General features: G+C 72.2%; 19 protein-coding genes and 4 pseudogenes. 11 read left to right on the top strand and 12 right to left on the bottom strand.

Features of this window, described 5'->3' with window-relative positions; genetic code table 11:
* Window positions 1–5: 5 nt before the first annotated feature.
* A complete protein-coding gene (locus tag ACFZCY_RS14255) occupies window positions 6–1,106 on the bottom strand; it encodes an alpha/beta fold hydrolase (protein ID WP_391172375.1) in 1,101 nt (366 codons plus the stop codon).
* Window positions 1,107–1,168: 62 nt separating this feature from the next.
* A complete protein-coding gene (locus ACFZCY_RS14250; protein WP_391172373.1) occupies window positions 1,169–2,266 on the bottom strand; it encodes an AI-2E family transporter in 1,098 nt (365 codons plus the stop codon).
* 155 nt (window positions 2,267–2,421) lie between these two features.
* Here ACFZCY_RS14250 and ACFZCY_RS14245 point away from each other — a divergent pair, with 155 nt between their 5' ends.
* Window positions 2,422–3,114 (top strand): restriction endonuclease, encoded by a 693-nt coding sequence (locus ACFZCY_RS14245; RefSeq protein WP_391172371.1) that lies wholly within the window; start codon window positions 2,422–2,424, stop codon window positions 3,112–3,114.
* 16 nt (window positions 3,115–3,130) lie between these two features.
* On the opposite strand, the pseudogene ACFZCY_RS14240 reads toward ACFZCY_RS14245, so the two are convergent.
* A pseudogene (locus ACFZCY_RS14240) lies at window positions 3,131–3,634 on the bottom strand (peptidase S15); the annotation flags it as partial.
* 63 nt (window positions 3,635–3,697) lie between these two features.
* On the opposite strand from ACFZCY_RS14240, the gene ACFZCY_RS14235 reads away from it, so the two are divergent.
* On the top strand, window positions 3,698–4,039 hold the full coding sequence (locus ACFZCY_RS14235) for an amino acid permease (RefSeq protein WP_391172369.1): 342 nt from the start codon (window positions 3,698–3,700) through the stop codon (window positions 4,037–4,039).
* A 63-nt stretch (window positions 4,040–4,102) separates the two neighbouring features.
* Here ACFZCY_RS14235 and ACFZCY_RS14230 read toward each other — a convergent pair whose 3' ends face one another.
* The gene (locus ACFZCY_RS14230) at window positions 4,103–5,023 is read right to left on the bottom strand and encodes a LysR substrate-binding domain-containing protein (protein WP_391172367.1); all 921 of its coding nucleotides are present in this window, start codon (window positions 5,021–5,023) and stop codon (window positions 4,103–4,105) included.
* 195 nt (window positions 5,024–5,218) lie between these two features.
* Here ACFZCY_RS14230 and ACFZCY_RS14225 point away from each other — a divergent pair.
* A pseudogene (locus ACFZCY_RS14225) lies at window positions 5,219–5,793 on the top strand (FAD-binding protein).
* Window positions 5,794–5,818: 25 nt separating this feature from the next.
* Here the strand turns inward: ACFZCY_RS14225 and ACFZCY_RS14220 are convergent.
* Window positions 5,819–7,399: a glutamate synthase-related protein gene (locus tag ACFZCY_RS14220; protein WP_391172365.1), complete on the bottom strand. Its 1,581-nt coding sequence runs from the start codon at window positions 7,397–7,399 to the stop codon at window positions 5,819–5,821.
* Between the two features lie 242 nt (window positions 7,400–7,641).
* On the opposite strand from ACFZCY_RS14220, the gene ACFZCY_RS14215 reads away from it, so the two are divergent.
* The 4 genes and pseudogenes from ACFZCY_RS14215 to ACFZCY_RS14200 all read left to right on the top strand — a co-directional run bounded on the left by ACFZCY_RS14215 (window position 7,642) and on the right by ACFZCY_RS14200 (window position 11,268).
* Window positions 7,642–9,591 (top strand): beta-N-acetylglucosaminidase domain-containing protein, encoded by a 1,950-nt coding sequence (locus tag ACFZCY_RS14215; protein WP_391172363.1) that lies wholly within the window; start codon window positions 7,642–7,644, stop codon window positions 9,589–9,591.
* Between the two features lie 64 nt (window positions 9,592–9,655).
* Window positions 9,656–10,384, top strand: a complete 729-nt coding sequence (locus ACFZCY_RS14210) for a transporter substrate-binding domain-containing protein (protein WP_391172361.1) — start codon at window positions 9,656–9,658, stop codon at window positions 10,382–10,384.
* 74 nt (window positions 10,385–10,458) lie between these two features.
* A pseudogene (locus ACFZCY_RS14205) lies at window positions 10,459–10,911 on the top strand (tellurite resistance TerB family protein); the annotation flags it as partial.
* 15 nt (window positions 10,912–10,926) lie between these two features.
* The gene (locus ACFZCY_RS14200; protein ID WP_391173624.1) at window positions 10,927–11,268 is read left to right on the top strand and encodes a metalloregulator ArsR/SmtB family transcription factor; all 342 of its coding nucleotides are present in this window, start codon (window positions 10,927–10,929) and stop codon (window positions 11,266–11,268) included.
* Window positions 11,269–11,322: 54 nt separating this feature from the next.
* Here ACFZCY_RS14200 and ACFZCY_RS14195 read toward each other — a convergent pair whose 3' ends face one another.
* The 6 genes and pseudogenes from ACFZCY_RS14195 to ACFZCY_RS14170 all read right to left on the bottom strand — a co-directional run bounded on the left by ACFZCY_RS14195 (window position 11,323) and on the right by ACFZCY_RS14170 (window position 15,502).
* Window positions 11,323–11,658, bottom strand: a complete 336-nt coding sequence (locus tag ACFZCY_RS14195; RefSeq protein WP_391172359.1) for an ROK family protein — start codon at window positions 11,656–11,658, stop codon at window positions 11,323–11,325.
* A gap of 118 nt (window positions 11,659–11,776) precedes the next feature.
* Window positions 11,777–11,863 (bottom strand): annotated as a pseudogene (locus tag ACFZCY_RS14190) (hypothetical protein); the annotation flags it as partial.
* A gap of 70 nt (window positions 11,864–11,933) precedes the next feature.
* Window positions 11,934–12,845, bottom strand: a complete 912-nt coding sequence (gene ppk2 / locus ACFZCY_RS14185) for a polyphosphate kinase 2 (RefSeq protein WP_391172357.1) — start codon at window positions 12,843–12,845, stop codon at window positions 11,934–11,936.
* A gap of 17 nt (window positions 12,846–12,862) precedes the next feature.
* Window positions 12,863–13,096 carry a hypothetical protein gene (locus ACFZCY_RS14180; RefSeq protein ID WP_391172355.1) on the bottom strand — a complete coding sequence of 78 codons (234 nt, stop codon included), beginning with the start codon at window positions 13,094–13,096 and terminating at the stop codon, window positions 12,863–12,865.
* 30 nt (window positions 13,097–13,126) lie between these two features.
* Window positions 13,127–14,281 carry an inorganic phosphate transporter gene (locus ACFZCY_RS14175; RefSeq protein ID WP_391172353.1) on the bottom strand — a complete coding sequence of 385 codons (1,155 nt, stop codon included), beginning with the start codon at window positions 14,279–14,281 and terminating at the stop codon, window positions 13,127–13,129.
* Between the two features lie 267 nt (window positions 14,282–14,548).
* Window positions 14,549–15,502: a LysR substrate-binding domain-containing protein gene (locus tag ACFZCY_RS14170; RefSeq protein WP_391172351.1), complete on the bottom strand. Its 954-nt coding sequence runs from the start codon at window positions 15,500–15,502 to the stop codon at window positions 14,549–14,551.
* 131 nt (window positions 15,503–15,633) lie between these two features.
* Here ACFZCY_RS14170 and ACFZCY_RS14165 point away from each other — a divergent pair, with 131 nt between their 5' ends.
* Genes ACFZCY_RS14165 through ACFZCY_RS14150 form a run of 4 tightly spaced genes read left to right on the top strand, consistent with a single transcriptional unit; the run spans window position 15,634 to window position 19,460 of the window.
* On the top strand, window positions 15,634–16,545 hold the full coding sequence (locus tag ACFZCY_RS14165) for a transporter substrate-binding domain-containing protein (RefSeq protein ID WP_391172349.1): 912 nt from the start codon (window positions 15,634–15,636) through the stop codon (window positions 16,543–16,545).
* A complete protein-coding gene (locus tag ACFZCY_RS14160) occupies window positions 16,542–17,492 on the top strand; it encodes an ABC transporter permease subunit (RefSeq protein ID WP_391172347.1) in 951 nt (316 codons plus the stop codon). The genes ACFZCY_RS14165 and ACFZCY_RS14160 overlap by 4 nt, the downstream gene beginning before the upstream one ends.
* A gap of 8 nt (window positions 17,493–17,500) precedes the next feature.
* Window positions 17,501–18,253: an ATP-binding cassette domain-containing protein gene (locus ACFZCY_RS14155; RefSeq protein WP_391173621.1), complete on the top strand. Its 753-nt coding sequence runs from the start codon at window positions 17,501–17,503 to the stop codon at window positions 18,251–18,253.
* Window positions 18,254–18,299: 46 nt separating this feature from the next.
* Window positions 18,300–19,460, top strand: a complete 1,161-nt coding sequence (locus ACFZCY_RS14150) for an FAD-dependent oxidoreductase (RefSeq protein WP_391172345.1) — start codon at window positions 18,300–18,302, stop codon at window positions 19,458–19,460.
* Between the two features lie 24 nt (window positions 19,461–19,484).
* Here the strand turns inward: ACFZCY_RS14150 and pip are convergent, their stop codons facing one another.
* The gene (pip, locus tag ACFZCY_RS14145) at window positions 19,485–20,477 is read right to left on the bottom strand and encodes a prolyl aminopeptidase (RefSeq protein ID WP_391172343.1); all 993 of its coding nucleotides are present in this window, start codon (window positions 20,475–20,477) and stop codon (window positions 19,485–19,487) included.
* Window positions 20,478–20,519 lie beyond the last annotated feature (42 nt).

Raw genomic sequence — 20,519 nt, 5'->3', positions numbered from 1 at the left:
GGCCGCTAGCCCAGTGTCCAGGCGACATCCCTGAGCAGGGCATGCCGCCAGCCCGCCCGGTCGTGGCCGGACGCCGACCGCGAGACCCGTACGGTCGCGCCGGCCCGCTCGGCCAGGGTCTCGGTCAGCTCGCAGTGGGGCAGCATCCGTGTCTCGTGTTCCCCCACGTCGAACGCGACCCGCAGGCCGGACAGGTCGGGGCGCTCCCGCAGGCGCGCGGCGAGGGTGCCGCCGACCGGGCCGCCCAAGGGGTCCGGCAGGTCCGTGGCGCCTGGGCTCCACCAGAACGACCCCGACTGGCAGGCGACGCGGGACACCAGGTCCGGGAACTCCAGCGCCGCGTACATCGCGCTCAGCCCGCCCAGGCTCTGCCCGGCGACCACCAGCCGGTCCGGGTCGGCGGGTGCGCCGGATTCCGCCACCAGCGGCAGCAGTTCGTCCCGGATCGCCTCCCACAGCGCGGTCCCGCACGCGAACTCGGCCTCCCGGTCTTTGGCCGGAAGGAAGACGAGCGTCACGGCGGGCATCTCGCCACTGGCGTGGGCCGAGTCGAACGCGGTCATGGCCGGGTGCAGATACAGCCAGTCGTCCCCGTCGAGCAGCAGGACCACGGGCCCGCCGCCGCCCACCGGATGGACGCGCACGGTGCGCCGCCCGCCGAGCCGTTCACTGCTCCAGCGGATCCGGGCGCGGGGGAGGGGGAGCACGTCCGCGTCGCCGATGACGGGCCAGTGCGGCTGGGCCGGGGCGTCCGGGGTCGCGGCGATGGACCGGTCGCCGCCGGCACCGGCCGGGTTGAACGGGTCGGCGTGAGCTTCGTCGCCCACGAGGAACTGGTAGGTCACCCGCAGCCGCGCGGGCATGCGCACCTCGGCGTACCAGCAGTCCGTGTCGCCCCACCGGCGCAAGGGGACGGGCTCCGACCAGCTCTCGAAGACGACGGTCGCCGGGGACCCGCGCCACAGGAACAAGGTCGTCCAACCGCCGTCGTCGGCCGGTATCGAGGCGGCTGTCCCCGCCGCGTCCCAGAACGCGTCGGTGCCGGGTGTGCCGGGCAGTCCGAACGCGACGAAGGCGTTCCCGATGTCGGCCGTGCCCAGGCGCATGAACGTCTCCTTGTGAGAAGGAAGGGACGCGGATAAGCCTCCGTCAATTAGGTCAGCCTAGCCTAAGCGTGCTGCTCGCTGGTCTCCGGTTCGTGCCGTGGCTCGCTGAGCTGCTCGCGCAGGTAGTTCCAGACCACCGCGATCAGCGCGGCAACCGGTACGGCGAGCAGACTGCCCACGATGCCCGCCAGGCTGCCGCCCAGCGTCACCGCCAGCAGGACCACCGCCGCGTGCAGGCCGAGCCCACGGCTCTGGATCATGGGCTGGAACACGTTGCCCTCGAGCTGCTGCACCACGACGATGATCGCCAGCGCGATCAGCGCGTCCGTCACGCCGTTGGACACCAGCGCGATGAGCACCGCGACCGCGCCCGCGAACAGGGCACCCACGATCGGCACGAACGCGGAGACGAAGGTCAGGACCGCCAGCGGGAGAACCAGGGGCACCCCCAGAGCCCACAGTCCGAGACCGATGAGGACGGCGTCGAGCAAGCCGACCAGGGCCTGGGAGCGCACGAAGGTGCCCAGCGTGTCCCAACCGCGCGCGGCCACGACGGGGATGTCGGTGGCGAGCCGGCCGGGTAGTTGGCGGGTGAGCCACGGCAGGAAACGCGGGCCGTCCTTGAGGAAGAAGAACATCAGGAAGAGCGCCAGAACGGCGGTGACCACACCGTCGATCACGGTGCTCAGCCCCGTGACCACCGTGGTGATCATGCTTCCGGCGCCGCTTTGTATGCGGGCGGCCGCGGCGTCGGAGGCCTCGGAGATCTGGGCATCGCCGATGTTCAGCGGTGGCCCGGCGGCCCACTGGCGCACCTCGTGGATGCCTGCGGCCACGCCGTCGGTCAGTTGGCCGGCCTGGGATGCCACCGGTACCGCGATCAGCGCCACGGTGCCCGCGGCGACCAGCAGGAACAGCACGGTCACGGCCGAGGCGGCCAGGGCCGGAGGCCACCCGCGCCCGCGCAGGAAACGGGCCGGGGGCCACGTCAGCGTGGTAAGGAGCAGGCCGACTATGAGTGGCCACACGACCGACCACATGCGGCCCAGAAGCCATAGGAGCACCGCGGCCATCACCAGGACCAGCAGCGACTCAAGGGAAATACGCGCCGACACGCGGAGCGCGGCGCGGGTTCTCGTCGAATTCAACATGGCAGGCATGGGACCACCGGTACCCTCTTCACGCTTCGCTATCGCTGCTGTTCAACGGCGCGTTCTTCCTCCCGGGCCCGGACAGCCCGGGGGTGTGGAAGCAGCGTACCGGGGCAGTCGGCAGTGACGATCTTGACGCCGATACACGAAGGGGACTGCCGCCCATGACCACGTCCGGCCGTCGGCCACGTAACGGTCGCCAGTACACCTTCAGCCTGCGCAATCTGTCGGTCTGCTTCGGGCTGATCGCCATTGTTCTCCTCGCGGCGGGCACCGCCGTGAAAGCCGGTGCCCGGACGGCCGAGGACCATCCTGTCGCCGCCGTGGCCCTGGGGCTGGCGGCGCTTTCGGCCGCCGTGGCGATCCGCCGCCGGGCCGGCCGACGCGCGTCCCCGGCCCCTTCGGCGCGGCGCGGCGACGTGCTGACGCCGGAGGCCGTCGCCCCTGATGCCCCGGAGGAAGTCCCCCTCGGGGAGGCCGACTTCGAGGCGATGACTCCCGGGGAGTTCGAGCAGGCGGTGGCAGACCTGTGCGAACGGGACGGTTGCCAGGTCATCGGCGCGACCGGTGGCGCGGGTGACCTGGGAGCGGACGTCCTCGCCACCACCCCCGGCGGGCAGCGCCTGGTCATCCAGTGCAAGCGGTACGACGCGGCCCACAAGGTGGGCTCGCAGGACGTCCAGCGCTTCGGCGGCACCTGCTTCGCCGTCCACGACGCCCGGATCGCAGCGGTGGTCACCACCAGCGAGTTCACCGGGCCCGCCGTCGAGTACGCCGCTCAGTGCGGAATCCTGTGCGTCGACGGACAGGAGCTCGCCACCTGGGCGAGCACGGGCCCGGCTCCCTGGGCGGAGTGACGAAACAGCGCCGCCCTTACAGGTGGTCGCGGGGGAGCGTCTCGTTCCAGGTGCGGGAGAACACGCGCCGGTCGTTCTCGCAGCCGTCCAAGGTGGCGTCGACGAAGAGGTCCGTCTCGCTGGAGCGCAGCACGGTGTGGGTGACGACGCGTACGTCCCAGTCATCGCGCCGGAAGCGCATGGTCCAGGTGGACTCGCCGGTGACCGAGGTGAAGTCGTCCGCGACGGCCGTGTAGCGCTCGTGGGCGCGGCGGCCGACATCGAGGCCGGTGTCCTCGTAGCGCACCGTGCCGGCGTCCTTGACGATTTCCAGCGCGGAGCGGTAGCCGACCAGATCGCGTGTGACGTCCCACCGCATCTCCGGCGGGGGCACCTGCGTGGTGGCGACGGGCGGTGTGCCCTCCGGTTCGCCGAACGGGCGCTCGGGGGCCTCGTCGGGCTCATGGGTTCCGCGCACCGGCAGGGTGAGGGTGCTGGAGCCCTCGTACACGGTCAGCAGGACCGGCCGCGGCGGGGGCCAGGGTTCGGCGGCATCCACCCCAAGCGCAAGGTTTCCCACCGCGCCACCTGGGTCATCGGCATCGTGGCCGCCGTCCTGGCGGGCCTGCTGCCCATCAACGCCGTCGCCGACCTCACCAACATCGGTGTGCTGCTGGCCTTCGTGGTGGTCTGCGCGGCCGTCCTGGTCCTGCGCTACACCAAGCCCCACCTCAAGCGGGGCTTCCGCTGTCCGGGCATGCCCGTGGTGCCGGTCCTCGGGATGGTGTTCTCCGTCTGGCTCATGTCGTTCCTGCACTGGGAGACCTGGGTGCGGATGGGGGCCGGCTCGTCGCGGGCCTGCTCATCTACGCGCTGTACGGCTACCGCCGCACCCGGAGCGTCATGCCGGGCGGCTCGGTGGATCTCGACGCCCTCGACGCCATGACGGAATCCGACGAGCCCGAGCCCGAGCCCGAGCCGGGCCGGGACCCCGCCCCGGTAGCGCGCATCACGGCGCGGGCTCCTCGACCGCGTGCAGATACGGCTCGCCGGCGGGCACCGCGCGCCGCAGGGTGTCCAGCACCGTGCCGAGGAGGGGATTGGTGTTCTCACCGCGGTGCAGGGCCATCACCTGGCGGTGCGCGGACCGCTGGGTGAGCCGGGTGGCCTGGATCGCCTCGCTGGGCGCGTGGCCGAGCGCCGGGACGACCGCCACGCCGAGCCCCGTGGACACCAACTCCCGTACGACGTCGTAGTTGTTGCTCCGGAACGCGACCTCCGCGTCGAATCCCGCGGCCGCGCACAGCCGGACCAGCGAGAGGGCCCCGGCTGTGCCCTCCGCGCTGGTGATCCAGCGTGCCGCGGCCAGTTGGGGAAGGCTCGCCCCCAGCCGGCTGTCCGCGGCCCGCAGCAGGACCAGGTCCTCACGCAGCAAGGGGTGGCGGGTCAGCCCGTCGGGCCACTGCCGGGGGCTGAGCCCGTACTCGTAGACCAGGGCGATGTCCAGGTCACCGCTGCTGAGCAGGGCGATCAGGTCCTCCGGTTCGCCCTCCTCCAGCTGGATCCGCGCCCGGGGGTGGGTTCCGGCGAGCGCCGACAGCGCGGCGGGCACCAGCCGGACGCTCGCCGTCGGGAAGCTGCCCAGCCTCAGCCGCCCGGTGACACCGGTGGCCAGCTCCCGTACCTGCTGGTCCAGATCGTCCAGGGCGGCCAGGGCCCTGCCGCTGAGATCGACCAGCCGGTGGGCCGCGGCGGTCGGACGGATCCCGTGCGCCTCCCGCTCGAAAAGGACCAGACCGGTGTCCTTCTCCAGGGCCGAGATCTGCTGCGAGATCGCGGAGGCGGTGTAGCCGAGGTCGCGGGCCGCGACGGCGAACGAGCCGCTGCCGACGACGGCCTTCAGCGTGAGGAGATGCAAAGGCTTGAGCAACGCGGCTCCCCGGGGACGTGGAGCGGGCGGGGCGGGAACACCATGAGCGTAAGGAACACTTGCCCTCCTCCGTCAAGACTATCGCCCTGCTGGGCCTTGTGAAGGGTCCGCGCCCGACGACATCGTGGGACGGCCGGGGCGGACCCGACCGGTGAGTGTTCCACGTGACCGGTGAGCACAGAAGGAGCGAGCGCGGTGAGCACGACAGCACCAGGCATCGGCGGTGCCGACCCGGCGGCGGTGACCGACGCCCTCGCCCGCGCGGACTGCGGGGAGGTGTACGGCGACGCCGGACGCCGCGCGCAGTACGCGGCCCACGCCTCCAACTATCGGCAGGTCCCGCTGGCCGTGGTCTTCCCCCGGACGCGGCGCCACGTCCTCGCCGCGCTCTCCACCTGCCGCCGCCTGGGCGTGCCCGACACCGCCCGTGGCGCGGGCACCAGCACCTCCGGCCAGACCGTCGGCCCGGGCGTGGTGCTCGACTTCGCTGCACCCTGGGCGGAATGATCGGCAACAACGCGTGCGGGACCCACTCAGTGGCCTGGGGCCGCACCGCCGACAACGTCGGGTTCGAACGCGGCCACTACGACGTATCGGTGGCCGCGGGCGAGCAGGTCCTGCTCCCGGCCGTACGGGCGGCCGCGCCCGGCACGCACATCCTCGCCGACGGATTCAGCTGCCGTACGCAGATCGCCCAGCGCACATACCGCACCGGCACCCATCTCGCCCAGCTCATCGCCCGCGCCCTCCCGCCCGTCGGCGGGCCGTGAGTCCGCCGCCGCACGAGACGTCGTTTCAGTTCCAGCGGTCGGGGTCGGCGGCGTTCCAGTCGGCCGCCCAGGACTCGGGGGGCTCGGCGAGCAACTGGCCGTGGCCGAGCCACTCGTGCAGCTCGTCGTACGAGCGCAGGGTGGAGGGGTCGATGCGCCGGCGAAGCATGTGCGGGCGCAACTGCGCGGGATCGGTGACCCCCATCGACGCCATGATCTGCAGCGCGCTCGCCACCGTCGCCTCCTGCAGGCGCCGCACCCGGGGCGTCTTGTCGCCGACGTCGAGGGCGCGGGCCCGCCGGGGGTCCTGGGTGGTGACGCCGGTGGGGCAGGTGTTCGTATGGCACCGCTGGGCCTGGATGCAGCCCACGGCGAACATCATCGCCCGCGCGGCGTTGCCGTAGTCGGCGCCCTGCACCATGCGCTTGACCAGGTCGGTACCGGTGGCGATCTTGCCGCTCGCGCCGATCTTGACCCGGTCACGCAGCCCCGTGCCGACGAGGGCGTTGTGCACGGTGAGCAGCCCCTCGGTGAGCGGGGCGCCGATGTGGTCGGCGAATTCCAGCGGCGCGGCGCCGGTGCCGCCCTCGGCCCCGTCCACGACGATGAAGTCGGGGGCCGTCCCCTCCTCCCGCATGGCCTTGCACACGGCGAGGAATTCCCGGCGCGAGCCCACGCAGAGCTTGAACCCGGCCGGTTTGCCGCCGGACAGCTCCCGCATCCGGGTGATGAAGCGGACGAGTTCGCGCGGGGTGGAGAACGCCCGGTGGTACGGGGGGGAGATGACCGTCCGGCCTTCGGGCACCTCCCGCACCCGCGCGATCTCGGCGTTGACCTTGGCTCCCGGCAGGACCCCGCCGATGCCCGGCTTGGCCCCCTGCGAGAGCTTGAGCGACACGCACTTCACCTGGTCGTGCGCGGCCTTGTCGGCGAACTCGCCGGGGTCGAAGTCGCCGTCCCGGGTGCGGCAGCCGAAGTATCCGGTGCCGATCTCCCAGATGAGGTCGCCACCCGGCCGCAGGTGGTACTCCGACAGGCCGCCCTCGCCGGTGTCATGGGCGAAACCCCCGGTCGCCGCGCCCCCGTTCAGGGCGAGGATCGCGTTCGCCGAGAGCGAGCCGAAGCTCATCGCCGACACGTTCAGCAGCGCCATGTCGTAGGGGCGGGCGCAGTCGGGCCCGCCGACGCGCACCCGCGGCGCCGTCTTGGGCACCGGGCAGGGAGCCATCGACGGCACCAGGAACTCGTAGCCGGGCTGGTACACGTCCCGTTCGGTGCCGAACGGCTCCTCGGCGTCGGTGCCCTTCGCCCGCTCGTAGACGATACTGCGGACGTCCCGGTCGAAGGGGCGACCGTCGAAGTTCCGCTCGATGAAGTACTGCTGGAGTTCGGGGCGCATCCGCTCCATGAGGAAGCGGGCGTGGCCCAGAACGGGATAGTTGCGCAGCACCGAGTGCCGGCGCTGCAGCAGGTCCCAGGAACCCAGCAGGCCCAGCAGGGCGAGCGGTACGGCGGCCGGCCACCACCAGGGCGAGATCCCCACCGCGGCCACGCCCGACGCAAGGGCCGCGACCACCATCAGGACGACGATTCCGATGCGTGTCATCCTCGGCTGGTTGCCCGGCGGCCGTACTCCATGCCCGCGGCGCGGTCAAGAGATCTCCAAGCCCGCTGTCGGCGGACTCGGGACCATCAGGGGATTCGCCGGTCCCGGGCCATGGGTATGTGTCTCCGGGAAGTCGCGCACCGGGCACCGCATCCGCCCCGCCGTTCACTCCGCTCCACGTGTCACCGTCGTGCACCGCCGCCGCCACGCCACGCCATGCCACGCCACGGAGGAGAAGTTCCATGCGCCGAAGCTCCCGCCCTCTGGCCGCCGTGATCGCGTTCCTCACCTTCCTCGGGCTGCTGCTGCCCACCGGCGCCACCGCCGCCACCGCCGCCACCGGCGTGCGGTCCGGTCCGATGCCGTCCGTCGTCCCGCGTCCGCAGGCGATGGCCCGGCTGGGCCCGGACATCAGGGTGCCCGCCGAGGTGCGCGTGGTCTACGGCGACGGGGTGGACCGGCCCACACGCGAACTCGTCGCCTCGGTGCTGCGCCGGGCGGGGGCGCAGCGCCTGCGGGGCGGCTCCGGGCCGGGGCTGACGGTGACCGTCGGGCGGCTCGCCGAGGCCCGGGTGGCGAAGGCGCTGCGGGCCGCCGGGGGCCGGGCGCCCGGGGAGCTGCCCGCGGAGGGGTACGCGCTCGCCGCGAGGGGCACCGCGGTGGCGCTCGCGGGCGCGGACGCCGACGGGACGTACTACGCGGCGCAGACGCTGCGCCAGCTGGTCACCGGCGCCCGGAGGATCGCCTCGGTATCGGTCGTGGACCATCCGCTGATGCCGCTGCGCGGGGTGATCGAGGGGTTCTACGGAAGCCCGTGGACCCACGCCGAGCGCATGGACCAGCTGGCGTTCTACGGGGACGTCAAGATGAACACGTACATCTACGCGCCCAAGGACGACCCGTACCACCGGGAGAAGTGGCGCGAGCCGTACCCGGCCGACCGGCTCGCCCAGCTCGGCGAGCTGGTCCGGCAGGCCGCCGCCCACCATGTGCGGTTCACCTTCGCGCTCTCGCCCGGCAACTCCCTCTGCTACAGCGATCCCGCCGAGTTCACGGCGCTGCGGACCAAGCTGGGGGCGATGTACGACCTCGGGGTGCGCAGCTTCTCGGTGCCGCTGGACGACATCAGCTATACCCGGTGGAACTGCGATGCCGACCGCGCCGCCTACGGCGAGCCCTCGCAACGGGCCGCGGGCGAGGCGCAGGCCGATCTGCTGAACCGGGTCCAGAAGGAGTTCCTGGACGCCCGCGAGGCCACCGCGCCGCTCCAGACGGTGCCGACCGAGTACGGCGACGTCACCGACACCGCGTACAAGCAGGCCCTGCGCGAGCGGCTGGACCCGCGCGTCGAGGTCATGTGGACCGGCACCGACGTGGTGCCGCCGCGGATCACCGTGGCCGACGCCGCCCGGGCCGCCGCCGTATGGGGGCGCAAGGTGTTCGTCTGGGACAACTACCCCGTCAACGACTACGGCCAGGCCGAGGGGCGGCTGCTGCTCGCCCCGTACGACGCCCGCGAGGCCGGTCTGCACCAGCAGCTCTCCGGGCTGGTCCTCAACCCGATGAACCAGGCCGCCGCCAGCAAGGTCGCCCTCTTCGGCGGGGCGGCCTTCGCCTGGAACGACACCGCGTACGACCCGGACCGCACCTGGCGGGCCGCCGCCGCGTACCTGGCGGGCGGCGAACCGGAGGCGGCCACCGTCTCCGCGCTGCTGTCCTTCTTCGACACCCAGCACCTCGCGCCCACCTTCGGCGCCGAACCCTGGCAGCCCCAGGCGCCCGAACTGGCCGCCCGGCTGGCCCGGTTCCGTACCGACTGGGACGCCGGACGGCGGCGGGCGGCACTGGCCGCTCTGCGCCCCTCCGCGGCGCGGCTGGCCACGGCGCCGGCCATCATCAGGGCGGGCGTGGCCGACCGCGGCTTCGTGGCGGACTGCGCGCCGTGGCTGGACGGGCTGGCGCTGTGGGGCCGCGCGTTCGAACGCACCCTGGACGCGCTGGGCGCCCGGCTCGACGGCGACACCCGGAAGGCCGAGCAGTGGTTCGCCGAGGCGTCGTCGCTGGCCGGGCAGGCCGGGCGGATCCGCACGATCCCCGGGGAGACCCGCCCCGAGGGCCCGGTCCGCGTCGCGGACGGCGTGCTCGACACCTTCCTGGCGGCCGCGCCCGGACTCGGCGGGTCCCCTGGGTGAGGTGAAGGCTCCGATGGGTGGGAGCGGGCCGGGCACGGCCGGTGGCCGTGCCTGGACTCGGCCCATGGAGATCACCGACCTCGCCGCGCTCGCCCGCGACCTCGCCCCCGCCGGAGCGCTGCGGGCCTCCGTCAATCTCGGCAACCCCGTCCTCGCCCAGGGCACCCCGGACGCGCCGCGCGGGGTCACCGTCGATCTCGCCGGTGAGATAGCCCGGCGCATCCGCCTGCCCGTGGAGTTCCTGTGCTTCGACGCGGCCCGCAAGTCCTACGAGGCCATGGCCGCCGGCCGCGCCGACCTGTGCTTCCTCGCCGTCGAACCGGCCCGTGAGGCGGAGATCGCGTTCACCGCCCCGTATGTGCACATCGAAGGGATGTACGCCGTCCCGGCCGAGTCCACGCTGCGGACACCGGAAGACGTGGACCACGAGGGCGTCCGTATCGGTGTGAAGCAGGGCTCCGCCTACGACCTGTACCTGACGCGCACCCTGCGGCACGCCACCGTGGTCCGGGGCGCGGAGGGGGTGGACGTCTTCCACGCCGGGGAACTGGAGGCCGCGGCCGGAATCCGGCAGCCCCTCACCGCGCACGTCGCCGAACGGCCCGGGCTGCGCCTGGTCGAGCCCGCGTTCATGACCATCCGGCAGGCCGTCGGGACGACGAGGACGCGGCGTCCGGAGACGGTGCGGTTCCTGAGCGAGACGGTGGCTCACCTGACGGCGTCCGGGTTCGTCGCCCGGGCGCTGAGCCGGTCCGGACAGAACCCGTCCCTGGCCGCGCCCACGGAGCCGTGACCGGACCGCCCGTCACGTCACGTCGGCGACGGGCGATGGGCGATCATTGGGGGAGTACCGACAAGGAGATGCGGATGGCGCTGTGGGACCGCCTCAGGGACTCGATCCAGGCGATGCAGGCTCAGCTCACGGCGAGAAAGCAGGAGTTGCGGAGCGGGGCGTTCCGGGATGCCAGCATGGCGATGTGCGCCCTGGTCGCGGCGGCCGACGGCACGATCGACCCATCCGAACGACAGCGCGTCGCCCAGCTCATCGCCACCAACGACGTGCTCCAGAACTTCCCCTCGGACGACCTCCACCGCCGCTTCGAGGACCACCTCGACGAGCTGAGCGCCGATTTCGCCCTCGGCAAGGTCAGCGCCATGCGGGAGATCGGCAAGGCGAAGAGGAAGCCCGCCGAGGCACGGGCCGTCATCCAGATCGGCATCGTCATCGGCTGCGCCGACGGCTACTTCGACGAAAGCGAACGGGCCGTCGTCCGCGACGTCTGCTCGGCCCTGGACATCCCGCTGGCCGAATTCGACCTCCACCGGGCCCTCCGCGTGCCCCGCCAGTACCGGGCCCCGGACGGCCCCGAGGCCGCCCTGCCCGGCGACGACCTCCAGGTCTTTCTCAAGGCGCTGGCGAGCGGAACCCGACAGCGGGTCTTCTCGCACTTCGCCGACGGGGAGGAGCTGACCGTCGGCGAGATCGCCGAACGTGCCGGGCTCGGCCCGTCGACCGCCTCCGAACACCTCGCGGTCCTCCGGCGTGGCGGCCTGCTCCAGTCGACGCGCAGCGGCAAGCTGGTCCGCTACCGCGCCGACCGGGAGGGCATCAGCGAACTGCTCGGGCAGCTCCAGTCCTACCTTCTCGCCCCGTCCGAAGCGCGGGACCGCCGATGACCCCGGCCGCGCCGGGGAAGCGGCACGCGCCGCTCCCGCGTGGCACGGGCCCGCTCACCGCGGGGTGAGGCTGGTGGGGCGGGTGCGCAGGACGGCCTCGACGGAGGAGAGGGCGAGGCGAACCGCGCCCGTGATCACGGCTTCGTCGCCGAGGGCCGACAGCTGCCAGCGCGGCGGGTCCAGGAGGAGGCCGCCGGCGTGCCGCTGGGCGGCGTCGAGGAGGAGTTCGGCGGCGGGCAGCAGGCCCGGATCGCCGAACGGGCCGGTGCCGAGCACGACCAGCGCCGGGTCGAGCGCGAGCAGGACGGAGGCGATGCCGTCGGCCAGCCGCTGCCCGTAGGACGCGACGGCCCGGGCCGCGTCCGGGTCGCCCGCGGCCGCGTTCCGCACGGTGTCCGAGGCCTGCGGTGGCAGGCCCGGGCGCGGGGGAGCGGGCTCGCCGGGGGGCGTTGCGGGGAAGACCGTTGCGGGGAAGGCCGTTGCCGGGGAGGCCGGGGAAGCGGATGAAGCCGATCTCACCGGCCGCCCCGTGGCGGCCCCGCAGCAGCCGCCCGCCGGTGATCACACCCGCGCCGAGCCGCTCGCCCAGCAGCACGAAGATCAATGCGAAGGGGCCCGGCCGTTTCCCCGCGGGCCGGGCCCCGCCACATCCCCGTCGGCTCCGGTCAGCGCCCGCCGGTGTCGTCCGGGTCGTCCTCACCTGCCTCCAGCAGACCCGCCGCCGCGCCCACGACGCGCGGATCGGCGGTGCCGACGACCTCCTCGTCCTTGTCGGCGTAGTCGAAACGGGCGAGCACACTGCGCATGGCCTCGACCCGGGCCCGTTTCTTGTCGTTGCTCTTGACCACCGTCCAGGGCGCGTAATCCGTGTCCGTCTCGCGGAACATGGCGACCTTCGCGGCGGTGTAGTCGTCCCAGCGGTCCAGCGAGGCGAGGTCCATCGGGCTGAGCTTCCACTGCCGTACGGGGTCCACCTGGCGGATCGTGAAGCGCGTGCGCTGCTCGCCCTGGGACACCGAGAACCAGAACTTCACCAGGTCCACGCCGTCGTCCACGAGCATCCGCTCGAACATCGGCACCTGGCGCATGAAGCGCTGGTACTCGTCCTCCGCGCAGAAGCCCATGACCCGCTCGACACCGGCCCGGTTGTACCAGGAGCGGTCGAAGAGCACGATCTCGCCCGCGGTCGGCAGATGCTCCACGTACCGCTGGAAGTACCACTGGCCACGCTCGCGCTCGGTCGGCTTCTCCAGCGCGACGACGCGTGCGCCGCGCGGGTTGAGATGCTCGATGAAGCGCTTGATCGTGCCGCCCTTGCCCGCCGCGTCCCGGCCCTCGAAGACGATGACGAGCCGGCGTCCGGTCTCCTTGATCCAGCGCTGCAGCTTCAGCAGTTCGATCTGCTGGAGCCGCTTGTGCCACTCGTACTCCGGGCGCTCCATGCGCTGCGCGTACGGATAGTTCTCCCGCCACGTGTCGACCGGGCTTCCGTCCGGCCGGATGAGCACAGGGTCGTCGTGATCGGTGTAGTCGACCCGCAGGTCGGCCAGCTCGGACAGCAGGGGCGATGTCTTCATCCGGTCCTCCTTCCCCGTCAGTGGAACTGCGGCACGATCAGATAGATTCCGTACGCCACCACCGCCGCGCACGCCACGAAGCACAGCCCGGCCTGGGTGAGGCCGAGGGCGGAGCCGGTGCCGTTCCCCTCACGGGCCGCCTCGACGCGGGCGAGGCCCAGGACGCCGAGGGCGAAGACGGTGACCACGGCGACGGTGACACCGACGCTCACGGCGGTGACCTGGCCGAGTGCGCTCCAGTCGAGATGCATGGTTTTCAACTCTCCGTGATGCGAGGGGACTCAGGCGGCCGTGCCGACCGCGGCCGGCGGCTCGGTGCGGAGGGTGACCTCGTGCGCGTCGTTGACGTTCTTGGCGTCCACGGGGTTACGGCGCGACAGGAGCACGATGCCCCCGGCGAGGGCCGCGCCGACCAGGGCCACGACCGCCGCGCCGATGTTGCCGCCGTTGGTGACCACGCTCGCGGAGACGCCACCGACCACCGCGGCGGCGGGCAGCGTGACCATCCAGGCGATGACCATGCGGCCCGCGACGCCCCAGCGCACCTCCGCCAGCCGACGGCCCAGCCCCGCGCCGAGGATGCTGCCGGAGGCGACCTGGGTGGTGGACAGGGCGAAGCCGAGGTGGGCGGAGGTGAGGATGACGGTGGTGGAGGCGGTCTCGGCGGCGAAGCCCTGCGGCGACTGGATCTCGGTGAGGCCCTTGCCCATGGTGCGGATGATCCGCCAGCCGCCCAGGTAGGTGCCGAGGCCGATGGCGAGCCCCGCGGAGGCGATCACCCACAGCGGCGGACCGGCGTCATGGCCGAGCGCGCCCGCCGAGATCAGGGTGAGGGTGATGACCCCCATGGTCTTCTGCGCGTCGTTCGTGCCGTGGGCGAGAGAGACCAGCGAGGCAGAGGCGATCTGGCCGATCCGGAAGCCCTTGGTCACCGACTTCTTACGGGCCCGGTCGGTGAGCCGGTACGCGAGGTAGGTGGCCAGCAGCGCGGCGACACCGGCCACGAGCGGCGAGGCCACCGCCGGGATCAGCACCTTCTCGATGACCTTGTCGAAGTGCACGCCATGGGCGCCCGCCCCGACCCACACGGCCCCGATCAGCCCGCCGAACAGGGCGTGCGACGAGCTCGACGGCAGCCCGACCAGCCAGGTCAGCAGATTCCAGAGGATGGCCCCGACCAGCCCCGCGAAGATCATCCCTGGGGTGACCAGGGAGTCGTCGACGATGCCGCCGGAGATGGTCTTGGCGACCTCGGTGGACAGGAAGGCCCCGACGATGTTGAGGACCCCACTCACCAGAACCGCCGTTCTGGGGGTGAGCGCGCCGGTGGCGATGGAGGTCGCCATCGCGTTCGCCGTGTCGTGGAATCCGTTGGTGAAGTCGAAGGCGAGGGCCGTGACGATGACGACCGCCACCAGGAAGGTGATGTGGTCCATTCCTGTATGCAAACAAGCGCAGGCCAATGCCCGGCGAACTCGAGGCAAAGGTAGTACAAGGGCCGCGCACAGGCCGTGGCGTGGCAGGGGCGGGGCACACGGCTGTGCGGTCCATGATCCACCCGCTGTTCACCCAGCACGACACCTCACCGGCGACCGGCCTTTCCCAACGTCCTGCCCTACACGGTCGGCACGCCCGCGGTGTTCGGCTTCGCCGGGTGGAACGGCCGCTCACTGAACGGCCCACCACCGCACCGCTGTTCGGCGTCAGCCGGTGACCGTGGCGCATGCCCCGTCGCCCCGCTCGGGCAGGGCGGCCGCGGCGGTGTGCAGGAGGGCGAGGGCCTGGGGGAGGAACGGGTTGGGGTCGCTGGTGCGGCGCGTGGCGTAGACCCGGCGGGTGTGCGTCGGGTCGGTGAGCCGGACGAGGTGGGTGCCGGAGGCGTCGGGGGAGGCGGAGGTGTCCACGATGGCGAGTTCCGGTGCGATCGCCACCCCCAGGCCCTGCCGGACCAGTTCGTAGGGCAGGTTGTAGTCGTTCGTACGGAAGAGCACCTCCGGCAGAAAGCCACCGGCCGCGCAGATGTGGCGCAGACAGCGGGCGGCGTCGGTGTCCTCGTGGTAGCTGATCCAGCGCTCGTCCCGCAGATCGGCCAGGCGGATGTGGCGCCGCCCGGCGAGGGGGTGTCCCGCGGGCAGGAGCACGTAGAGCGGCTCTTCCCGTACCAGCGTGTGGTCGAGGCCATCGGGCCGGCTGTGCGGCACCACGCCGTACTCGAAGATCACGGCCAGGTCGAGCCGCCCCTCCACCACCGCGGGCACGGTGACCTGCGGGTCGCCCTCCTCGTAGCGGACGTCGACCTCGGGCCGGTCCCGGAGGAACCCCGTCAGCACCGTCGGCACCAGCCGGAAGCCCGCGGACCAGAAGCTGCCCAGCCGCAGCCGCCCCCGCTCGGCGGCGGCGTAGGCGCGCATCTCGTTCTCCGTCGCCGACAGGTCGGCCAGCAGCCGGCCCGCGCGCCGGGCGAGCTGGAGCCCGGCCGGAGTGGGGCGCACGCTGCGCGGTGAGCGCTCGAAGAGCGCGACGCCCAGGGCGCGCTCGATCGTGGAGATCTGCTGGGAGACGGCGGAGGGCGTGTAGCCGAGGCGCTGGGCGGCCGAACGGAACGAGCCCGCGGCGACCACCTCGCATATCGCCTGAAGCTGCGGCGGAGTCAGCATCAGACGAACTTAACACTCCGCGTGGAAACGTTCACTCTCCCTGATCTTGCCCGGGCCACCGCCATCGCGCAGATTGGGCGTCCACCAGCCCCGTACCGGTCCCCCGACCAGCAGCCCAGAAGGGAGGCACCGTGCCCGGAAGGCAGGCGCGAGCCCGCGCCACTGCACTTCCCCTCGCACTCGCGGCACTGCTCACGCCGGCCGTGACGGCGTGCGGCGGCACCACGACCGTCAACCAGTCCAAGGTGCCCGAGCAGCGCGTCGACCCCGCACTCCGTGCCCTGCTCCCGCGGGACATCCGCGACAAGGGATCCCTCACCTCGGCTGTCGGCAACGACTACCCGCCACTGTCCCTCCTGGACATCGACAACAAGACCGTCATCGGCGCCGAACCCGACCTCATCCGCGCGGTCGGCCAGGTCCTCGGCCTCCGCGTCCACCTGGTGCAGGCGAACTTCGACAGCATCATCGGCGGGGTCAGGTCCCACCGCTACGACGTGGCGATCCAGGCCATGCTCGACAAGAAGGAACGTCAGTCGCAGGTCACGTTCGTCGACTACATGAAGACCAGCAGCTCGATCCTCGCCTCCGAGAAGGCCGCCGGGAACATCCGCTCACTCGGCAGCCTGTGCGGCGGCCAGGTCGCCGTCGAGCAGGGCACCTCGCAGGTGGACGACGTGGCGGCGCAGGCGAAGAAGTGTGCCGCGGACGGCAAACCCGAGCTGGAGAAACTGGTCTTCCCCGACTCCGTCGGCTGCTTCCAGGCCCTGTCCACGGGCCGCGCCGACGCGTTCGTCGGCGGCACCCCCACCGTCGTCTACCAGGCCGAGATGTCGCACGGCAGGTTCCGCACGGCCGGCGAGCCGTACCGCTTCCTGCCCTACGGAATCCTGATCAACAAGGAGGAGCGGACCTTGGTACGGGCTGTCCGCGGTGCCCTGCAGAAACTCATCGACAACGGCACCTACGCGAAGATCCTCAAGCAGTGGAACATCGCCTCCGGGGCCCTGAAGCGCGCCACGGTGAACGGGGGAGCGGCATGACCGAGACCCTCACCCGGGCGGACTCCGGCGGCACCGGCTCCGGACCCGCCGCCGAAACCCTGCGCGCCGTCCCCGTGCGCCGCCCGGGGCTGCGCGTGGCCGCGGTCGCCGTGACCTTCCTGATGGTCTTCCTCCTGGAGGGCTGGATCACCAACCCCCGTATGCAGTGGGGGACCGTCGGCGAATTCCTCTTCTCGCCGGTGATCATGGAGGGGCTGCGGACCACCCTGCTGCTGACCGTCCTCGCCATGGCGGTCGGCATCGTCGGCGGGGTTGTCCTCGCCGTCCTGCGGATGTCCGCCAACCCGATCCTGTCCCGGCTGAGCTGGTGCTACATCTGGCTCTTCCGCGGCACCCCGCTGCTGGTCCAGCTCCTCTTCTGGTACTTCCTCTCCGCGATCGTCCCCACCATCGGCCTCGGCATCCCCTGGGGACCGACGTTCATACAGGCCGAGACCAACGTCCTCATCACCCAGCTCACCGCCGCCGTCCTCGGCCTCGGGCTGCACGAGGCCGCGTACATGGCCGAGATCGTCCGCGCGGGCATCACCTCCGTCGATGACGGCCAGAGCGAGGCCGCCCAGGCGCTGGGCATGTCCCGCGGGCAGACCCTGCGCCGCATCGTGCTGCCGCAGGCGCTGCGCACCATCATCCCGCCCACCGGCAACCAGGCGATCTCCATGCTGAAGACCACCTCGCTGGTGTTCGCCATCGCCGTGCCCGAGCTGCTGACCTCCATCCAGGGCATCTACTCGCGCAACTTCCAGCAGGTGCCGCTGCTGGTCGTCGCCTGCTTCTGGTACCTGGTGGCCACCTCCGTACTCAACATCGGCCAGTACTACCTGGAACGGCGCTTCGGCCGCGGCACCAGCCGCACCCTGCCGCCCACCCCGCTCCAGCGGTTGCGCGCCGCAACCCGGAAACACCATGAGGAGAGCGCACGTTGACACCCGCCGTGATCAGCGCCGAGAGCGTGCACAAGAGCTTCGGCCGCACCGACGTCCTCAAGGGCATCGACCTGACCGTCGCCCCCGGCGAGGTGATGTGCCTGGTGGGCCCCTCCGGGTCCGGCAAGTCCACCTTCCTGCGCTGCGTCAACCACCTGGAGACCATCGACCGGGGACGCCTGTACGTCCGCGGTGAACTCGTCGGCTACGAAGAGCGCGACGGCAAGCTCCACGAACTGAGCGAGAAGGCCGTCTCGCGGCGCCGCCGCGGCATCGGCATGGTCTTCCAGCGCTTCAACCTCTTTCCGCACATGACCGCGCTGGAAAACGTCATCGAGGCACCCGTCCAGGTCGCGAAGGAACCGAAGGAACGGGCCCGGAGGCGTGGCGCGGAACTGCTGGACCGCGTCGGCCTCGCCGACAAGACCCACAGCTACCCCGCCCAGCTCTCCGGCGGCCAGCAGCAGCGCGTGGCCATCGCCCGCGCCCTGGCCATGGAGCCGGAACTGATGCTGTTCGACGAACCCACCTCCGCGCTCGACCCCGAACTCGTCGGAGAAGTACTGGAGGTGATGCGCGCACTCGCCGACGACGGCATGACCATGGTCGTCGTCACCCACGAGATGGGCTTCGCCCGGGAGGTCGGCGACTCGCTGGTGTTCATGGACGACGGCGCCGTCATCGAAACCGGCCCGCCCGCGGACGTGCTGAGCGACCCGCGCCACGAACGCACCCGCGCGTTCCTCAGCAAGGTGCTCTGACCACCCGGCACGCTCCCTTTCCCCGACTGCCACCGAAGGAGTCTCCATGACCCGTGCCCTCGTCATCGGCGCCGGAGTGATCGGCGCCGCCACCGCCCACCGCCTCGCCGAGGCGGGTGTCGGCGTCACCGTGCTCGACGCCGGCGGCCCCACCCCGGGCACCTCGAGCGCCACCTTCTCCATCGACGTCACCCACCTGAAGACCCCCCACTCCTACTTCCTGCTCAACCAGCGCAGCGCCGCGCTCCACCGCGAACTGGAGCAGGACATCCACGCCCGCACCGGAGCCCCCGGCTGGCGCCACCCCGCACCGCTCGTCCAGTGGGGCCACACCGAGGACGAACAGCGCACCCTCCGTACGCGCGCCGAGCGCCTCGCCGAGTGGGGCCACCCCTGCCGCACCGCCGACCCCGCCGAACTGCGCACCCTCGTACCCGCCGTCGACCCCGCCTCCTGCCGCGCCACCGAACTCGTCGTGCACGACGAGGCCACCTGGTACGACGCGCCCCTCCTCGCGCGCACCCTCCTCGACCGGGCCGCGGCCCTGGGCGCCGACATCCGCTACGACACCCCCGTCACCGCCCTGCTGCGGGACGGGACCCGGATACGCGGCGCCGAGGCGCGCGGCCGGCGCTTCGAGGCCGACCACGTCGTCAACTGCGCGGGACCCGGCGCCGGACGCATCGCCGAACTGGCCGGGACACGGCTGCCGCTGCGCCAGATCCCCGGCCTGGTGGGCGAGTCCGTCCCCCTCGCCGAGCCACTGCGCGCCATCGTCGCCACCCCCGGCGTCGACCTGCGCCCCGCCCCGGGCAACCGGGTCTGCGCCATCTCCTGGCCGGTCGACGCCCTCCTCGACCCGACCCCGGCCACCCAGGTGCCGCCCGAAGCGGACCTCCTCAGCCGGTGCGCCGCCGTCCTGCCCGCCTTCCGTGCCCTGGGAGGCACCCGGGTCGGTGTCCGCCCCGTACCCGAGGACGGCCTCCCCCTGGTCGGCCCGCATCCCCACGCGCCCGGCCTTTACACCATCGCCACCCACAGCGGTGTCACCCTCGCCCCGCTCCTCGCCGCCCTCGCCGCCGAAGAACTCACCACCGCCACCCCCGCACCCGAGCTGGCCCCCTACCGCCCCGATCGCGACACCTCACAGCCCATCCGCGACGAAAGCCTGGCCGTGATGAGCGGCCACCGCGCCGAAGCCGGTTGACGGCCCCACCGGCCTGCGGGCCGTTCAGGCCGGCAGGCGAGTAGGGGCCGGTCGCTGTCCGTTCCTTCCGAACCGGGCGATCGCCTCCAGGATCGCGTCCCGCATCGCGGGGCTGCCCGTATGCCCCGAGTCGTCGATCACCTTCAGCTCCGCGTCCGGCCACGCCTTGGCCAGCTCCCACGCGCTCTTCAGGGGGCTGCCCAGGTCGAGCCGGCCGTGGATCAGCACCGCCGGGATCCCCGCCAGCCGGTGCGCGTCACGCAGCAGTTGTCCGTCCTCCAGCCAGGCGTCGTGGGCGAAGTAGTGCGCGCAGATCCGTACGAAGGCCATCAGCGCGTCGTCGGGTTTGTCGCTGTAGTAGCCCGGGCTGCCGAGCACCTCGTGGGCGATGACCGCGTCCTCCCAGGCGCACCAGTCCCGCGCCGCCTTGGCCCGGACCGCCTCGTCGGGGCTGTTCACCAGCCGGTCGTAGGCGGCCACCAGATCGCCCGCGCGGTCCGGCTCCGGCAGGGCGTCGCGGAACGCCTGCCAGGGGCCGGGCAGCAGGCGTCCGACGCCGCGGTAGAGCCAGTCGGTCTCCTCCGGCCGGGTCATGGTGACGCCCGCGATGACGATCTCGGAGACCCGCTCGGGGTACCGCTCCGCGTAGGCCAGGATCAGCGTCGAGCCCCACGAGCCGCCGTGGAGGAGCCAGCGCTGGATGCCCAAGTGCTCGCGCAGGCGCTCCATGTCGGCGATGAGGTGGTGGGTGGTGTTGTGCGCGAGGCCGACCGCCGGGTCCGAGGCATGAGGACGGCTCCGACCGCAGCCACGCTGGTCGAACAGGACGACCCGGTAGACCTCGGGGTCGAACATCGTGTAGCTGCTGCGGCTCCCACCACTGCCGGGGCCGCCATGCACGCACAGCGCCGCCTTTCCCCCGGGGTTTCCGCCGGTCTCCCAGTAGATCCGGTTTCCGTCGCCGACGTCGAGGAGTCCGTGCGCGTCCGGTTCGGCGGGCGGGAAGGGCTGGGCCATGGCGGTCTCCTTCTGACGGCGCGGCGAACAACCCCGCGAGGC

The sequence above is a fragment of the Streptomyces sp. NPDC007983 genome, from assembly GCF_042958345.1.
Lineage (GTDB): Bacteria > Actinomycetota > Actinomycetes > Streptomycetales > Streptomycetaceae > Streptomyces.
Note: the sequence above shows the minus strand (reverse complement) of the source record. Positions and strands in the feature narration are given on the sequence as shown.

What these genes read in the sequence shown, in the direction of transcription:
- ACFZCY_RS14255 (WP_391172375.1), bottom strand. Translation starts at nt 1,106, where the DNA reads ATGCGCCTGGGCACGGCCGACATCGGGAACGCCTTCGTCGCGTTCGGA.
- ACFZCY_RS14250 (WP_391172373.1), bottom strand. Translation starts at nt 2,266, where the DNA reads ATGCCTGCCATGTTGAATTCGACGAGAACCCGCGCCGCGCTCCGCGTG.
- ACFZCY_RS14245 (WP_391172371.1), top strand. Translation starts at nt 2,422, where the DNA reads ATGACCACGTCCGGCCGTCGGCCACGTAACGGTCGCCAGTACACCTTC.
- ACFZCY_RS14220 (WP_391172365.1), bottom strand. Translation starts at nt 7,399, where the DNA reads ATGACACGCATCGGAATCGTCGTCCTGATGGTGGTCGCGGCCCTTGCG.
- ACFZCY_RS14215 (WP_391172363.1), top strand. Translation starts at nt 7,642, where the DNA reads ATGCGCCGAAGCTCCCGCCCTCTGGCCGCCGTGATCGCGTTCCTCACC.
- ACFZCY_RS14210 (WP_391172361.1), top strand. Translation starts at nt 9,656, where the DNA reads ATGGAGATCACCGACCTCGCCGCGCTCGCCCGCGACCTCGCCCCCGCC.
- ppk2 (WP_391172357.1), bottom strand. Translation starts at nt 12,845, where the DNA reads ATGAAGACATCGCCCCTGCTGTCCGAGCTGGCCGACCTGCGGGTCGAC.
- ACFZCY_RS14180 (WP_391172355.1), bottom strand. Translation starts at nt 13,096, where the DNA reads ATGCATCTCGACTGGAGCGCACTCGGCCAGGTCACCGCCGTGAGCGTC.
- ACFZCY_RS14175 (WP_391172353.1), bottom strand. Translation starts at nt 14,281, where the DNA reads ATGGACCACATCACCTTCCTGGTGGCGGTCGTCATCGTCACGGCCCTC.
- ACFZCY_RS14170 (WP_391172351.1), bottom strand. Translation starts at nt 15,502, where the DNA reads ATGCTGACTCCGCCGCAGCTTCAGGCGATATGCGAGGTGGTCGCCGCG.
- ACFZCY_RS14160 (WP_391172347.1), top strand. Translation starts at nt 16,542, where the DNA reads ATGACCGAGACCCTCACCCGGGCGGACTCCGGCGGCACCGGCTCCGGA.
- ACFZCY_RS14150 (WP_391172345.1), top strand. Translation starts at nt 18,300, where the DNA reads ATGACCCGTGCCCTCGTCATCGGCGCCGGAGTGATCGGCGCCGCCACC.
- pip (WP_391172343.1), bottom strand. Translation starts at nt 20,477, where the DNA reads ATGGCCCAGCCCTTCCCGCCCGCCGAACCGGACGCGCACGGACTCCTC.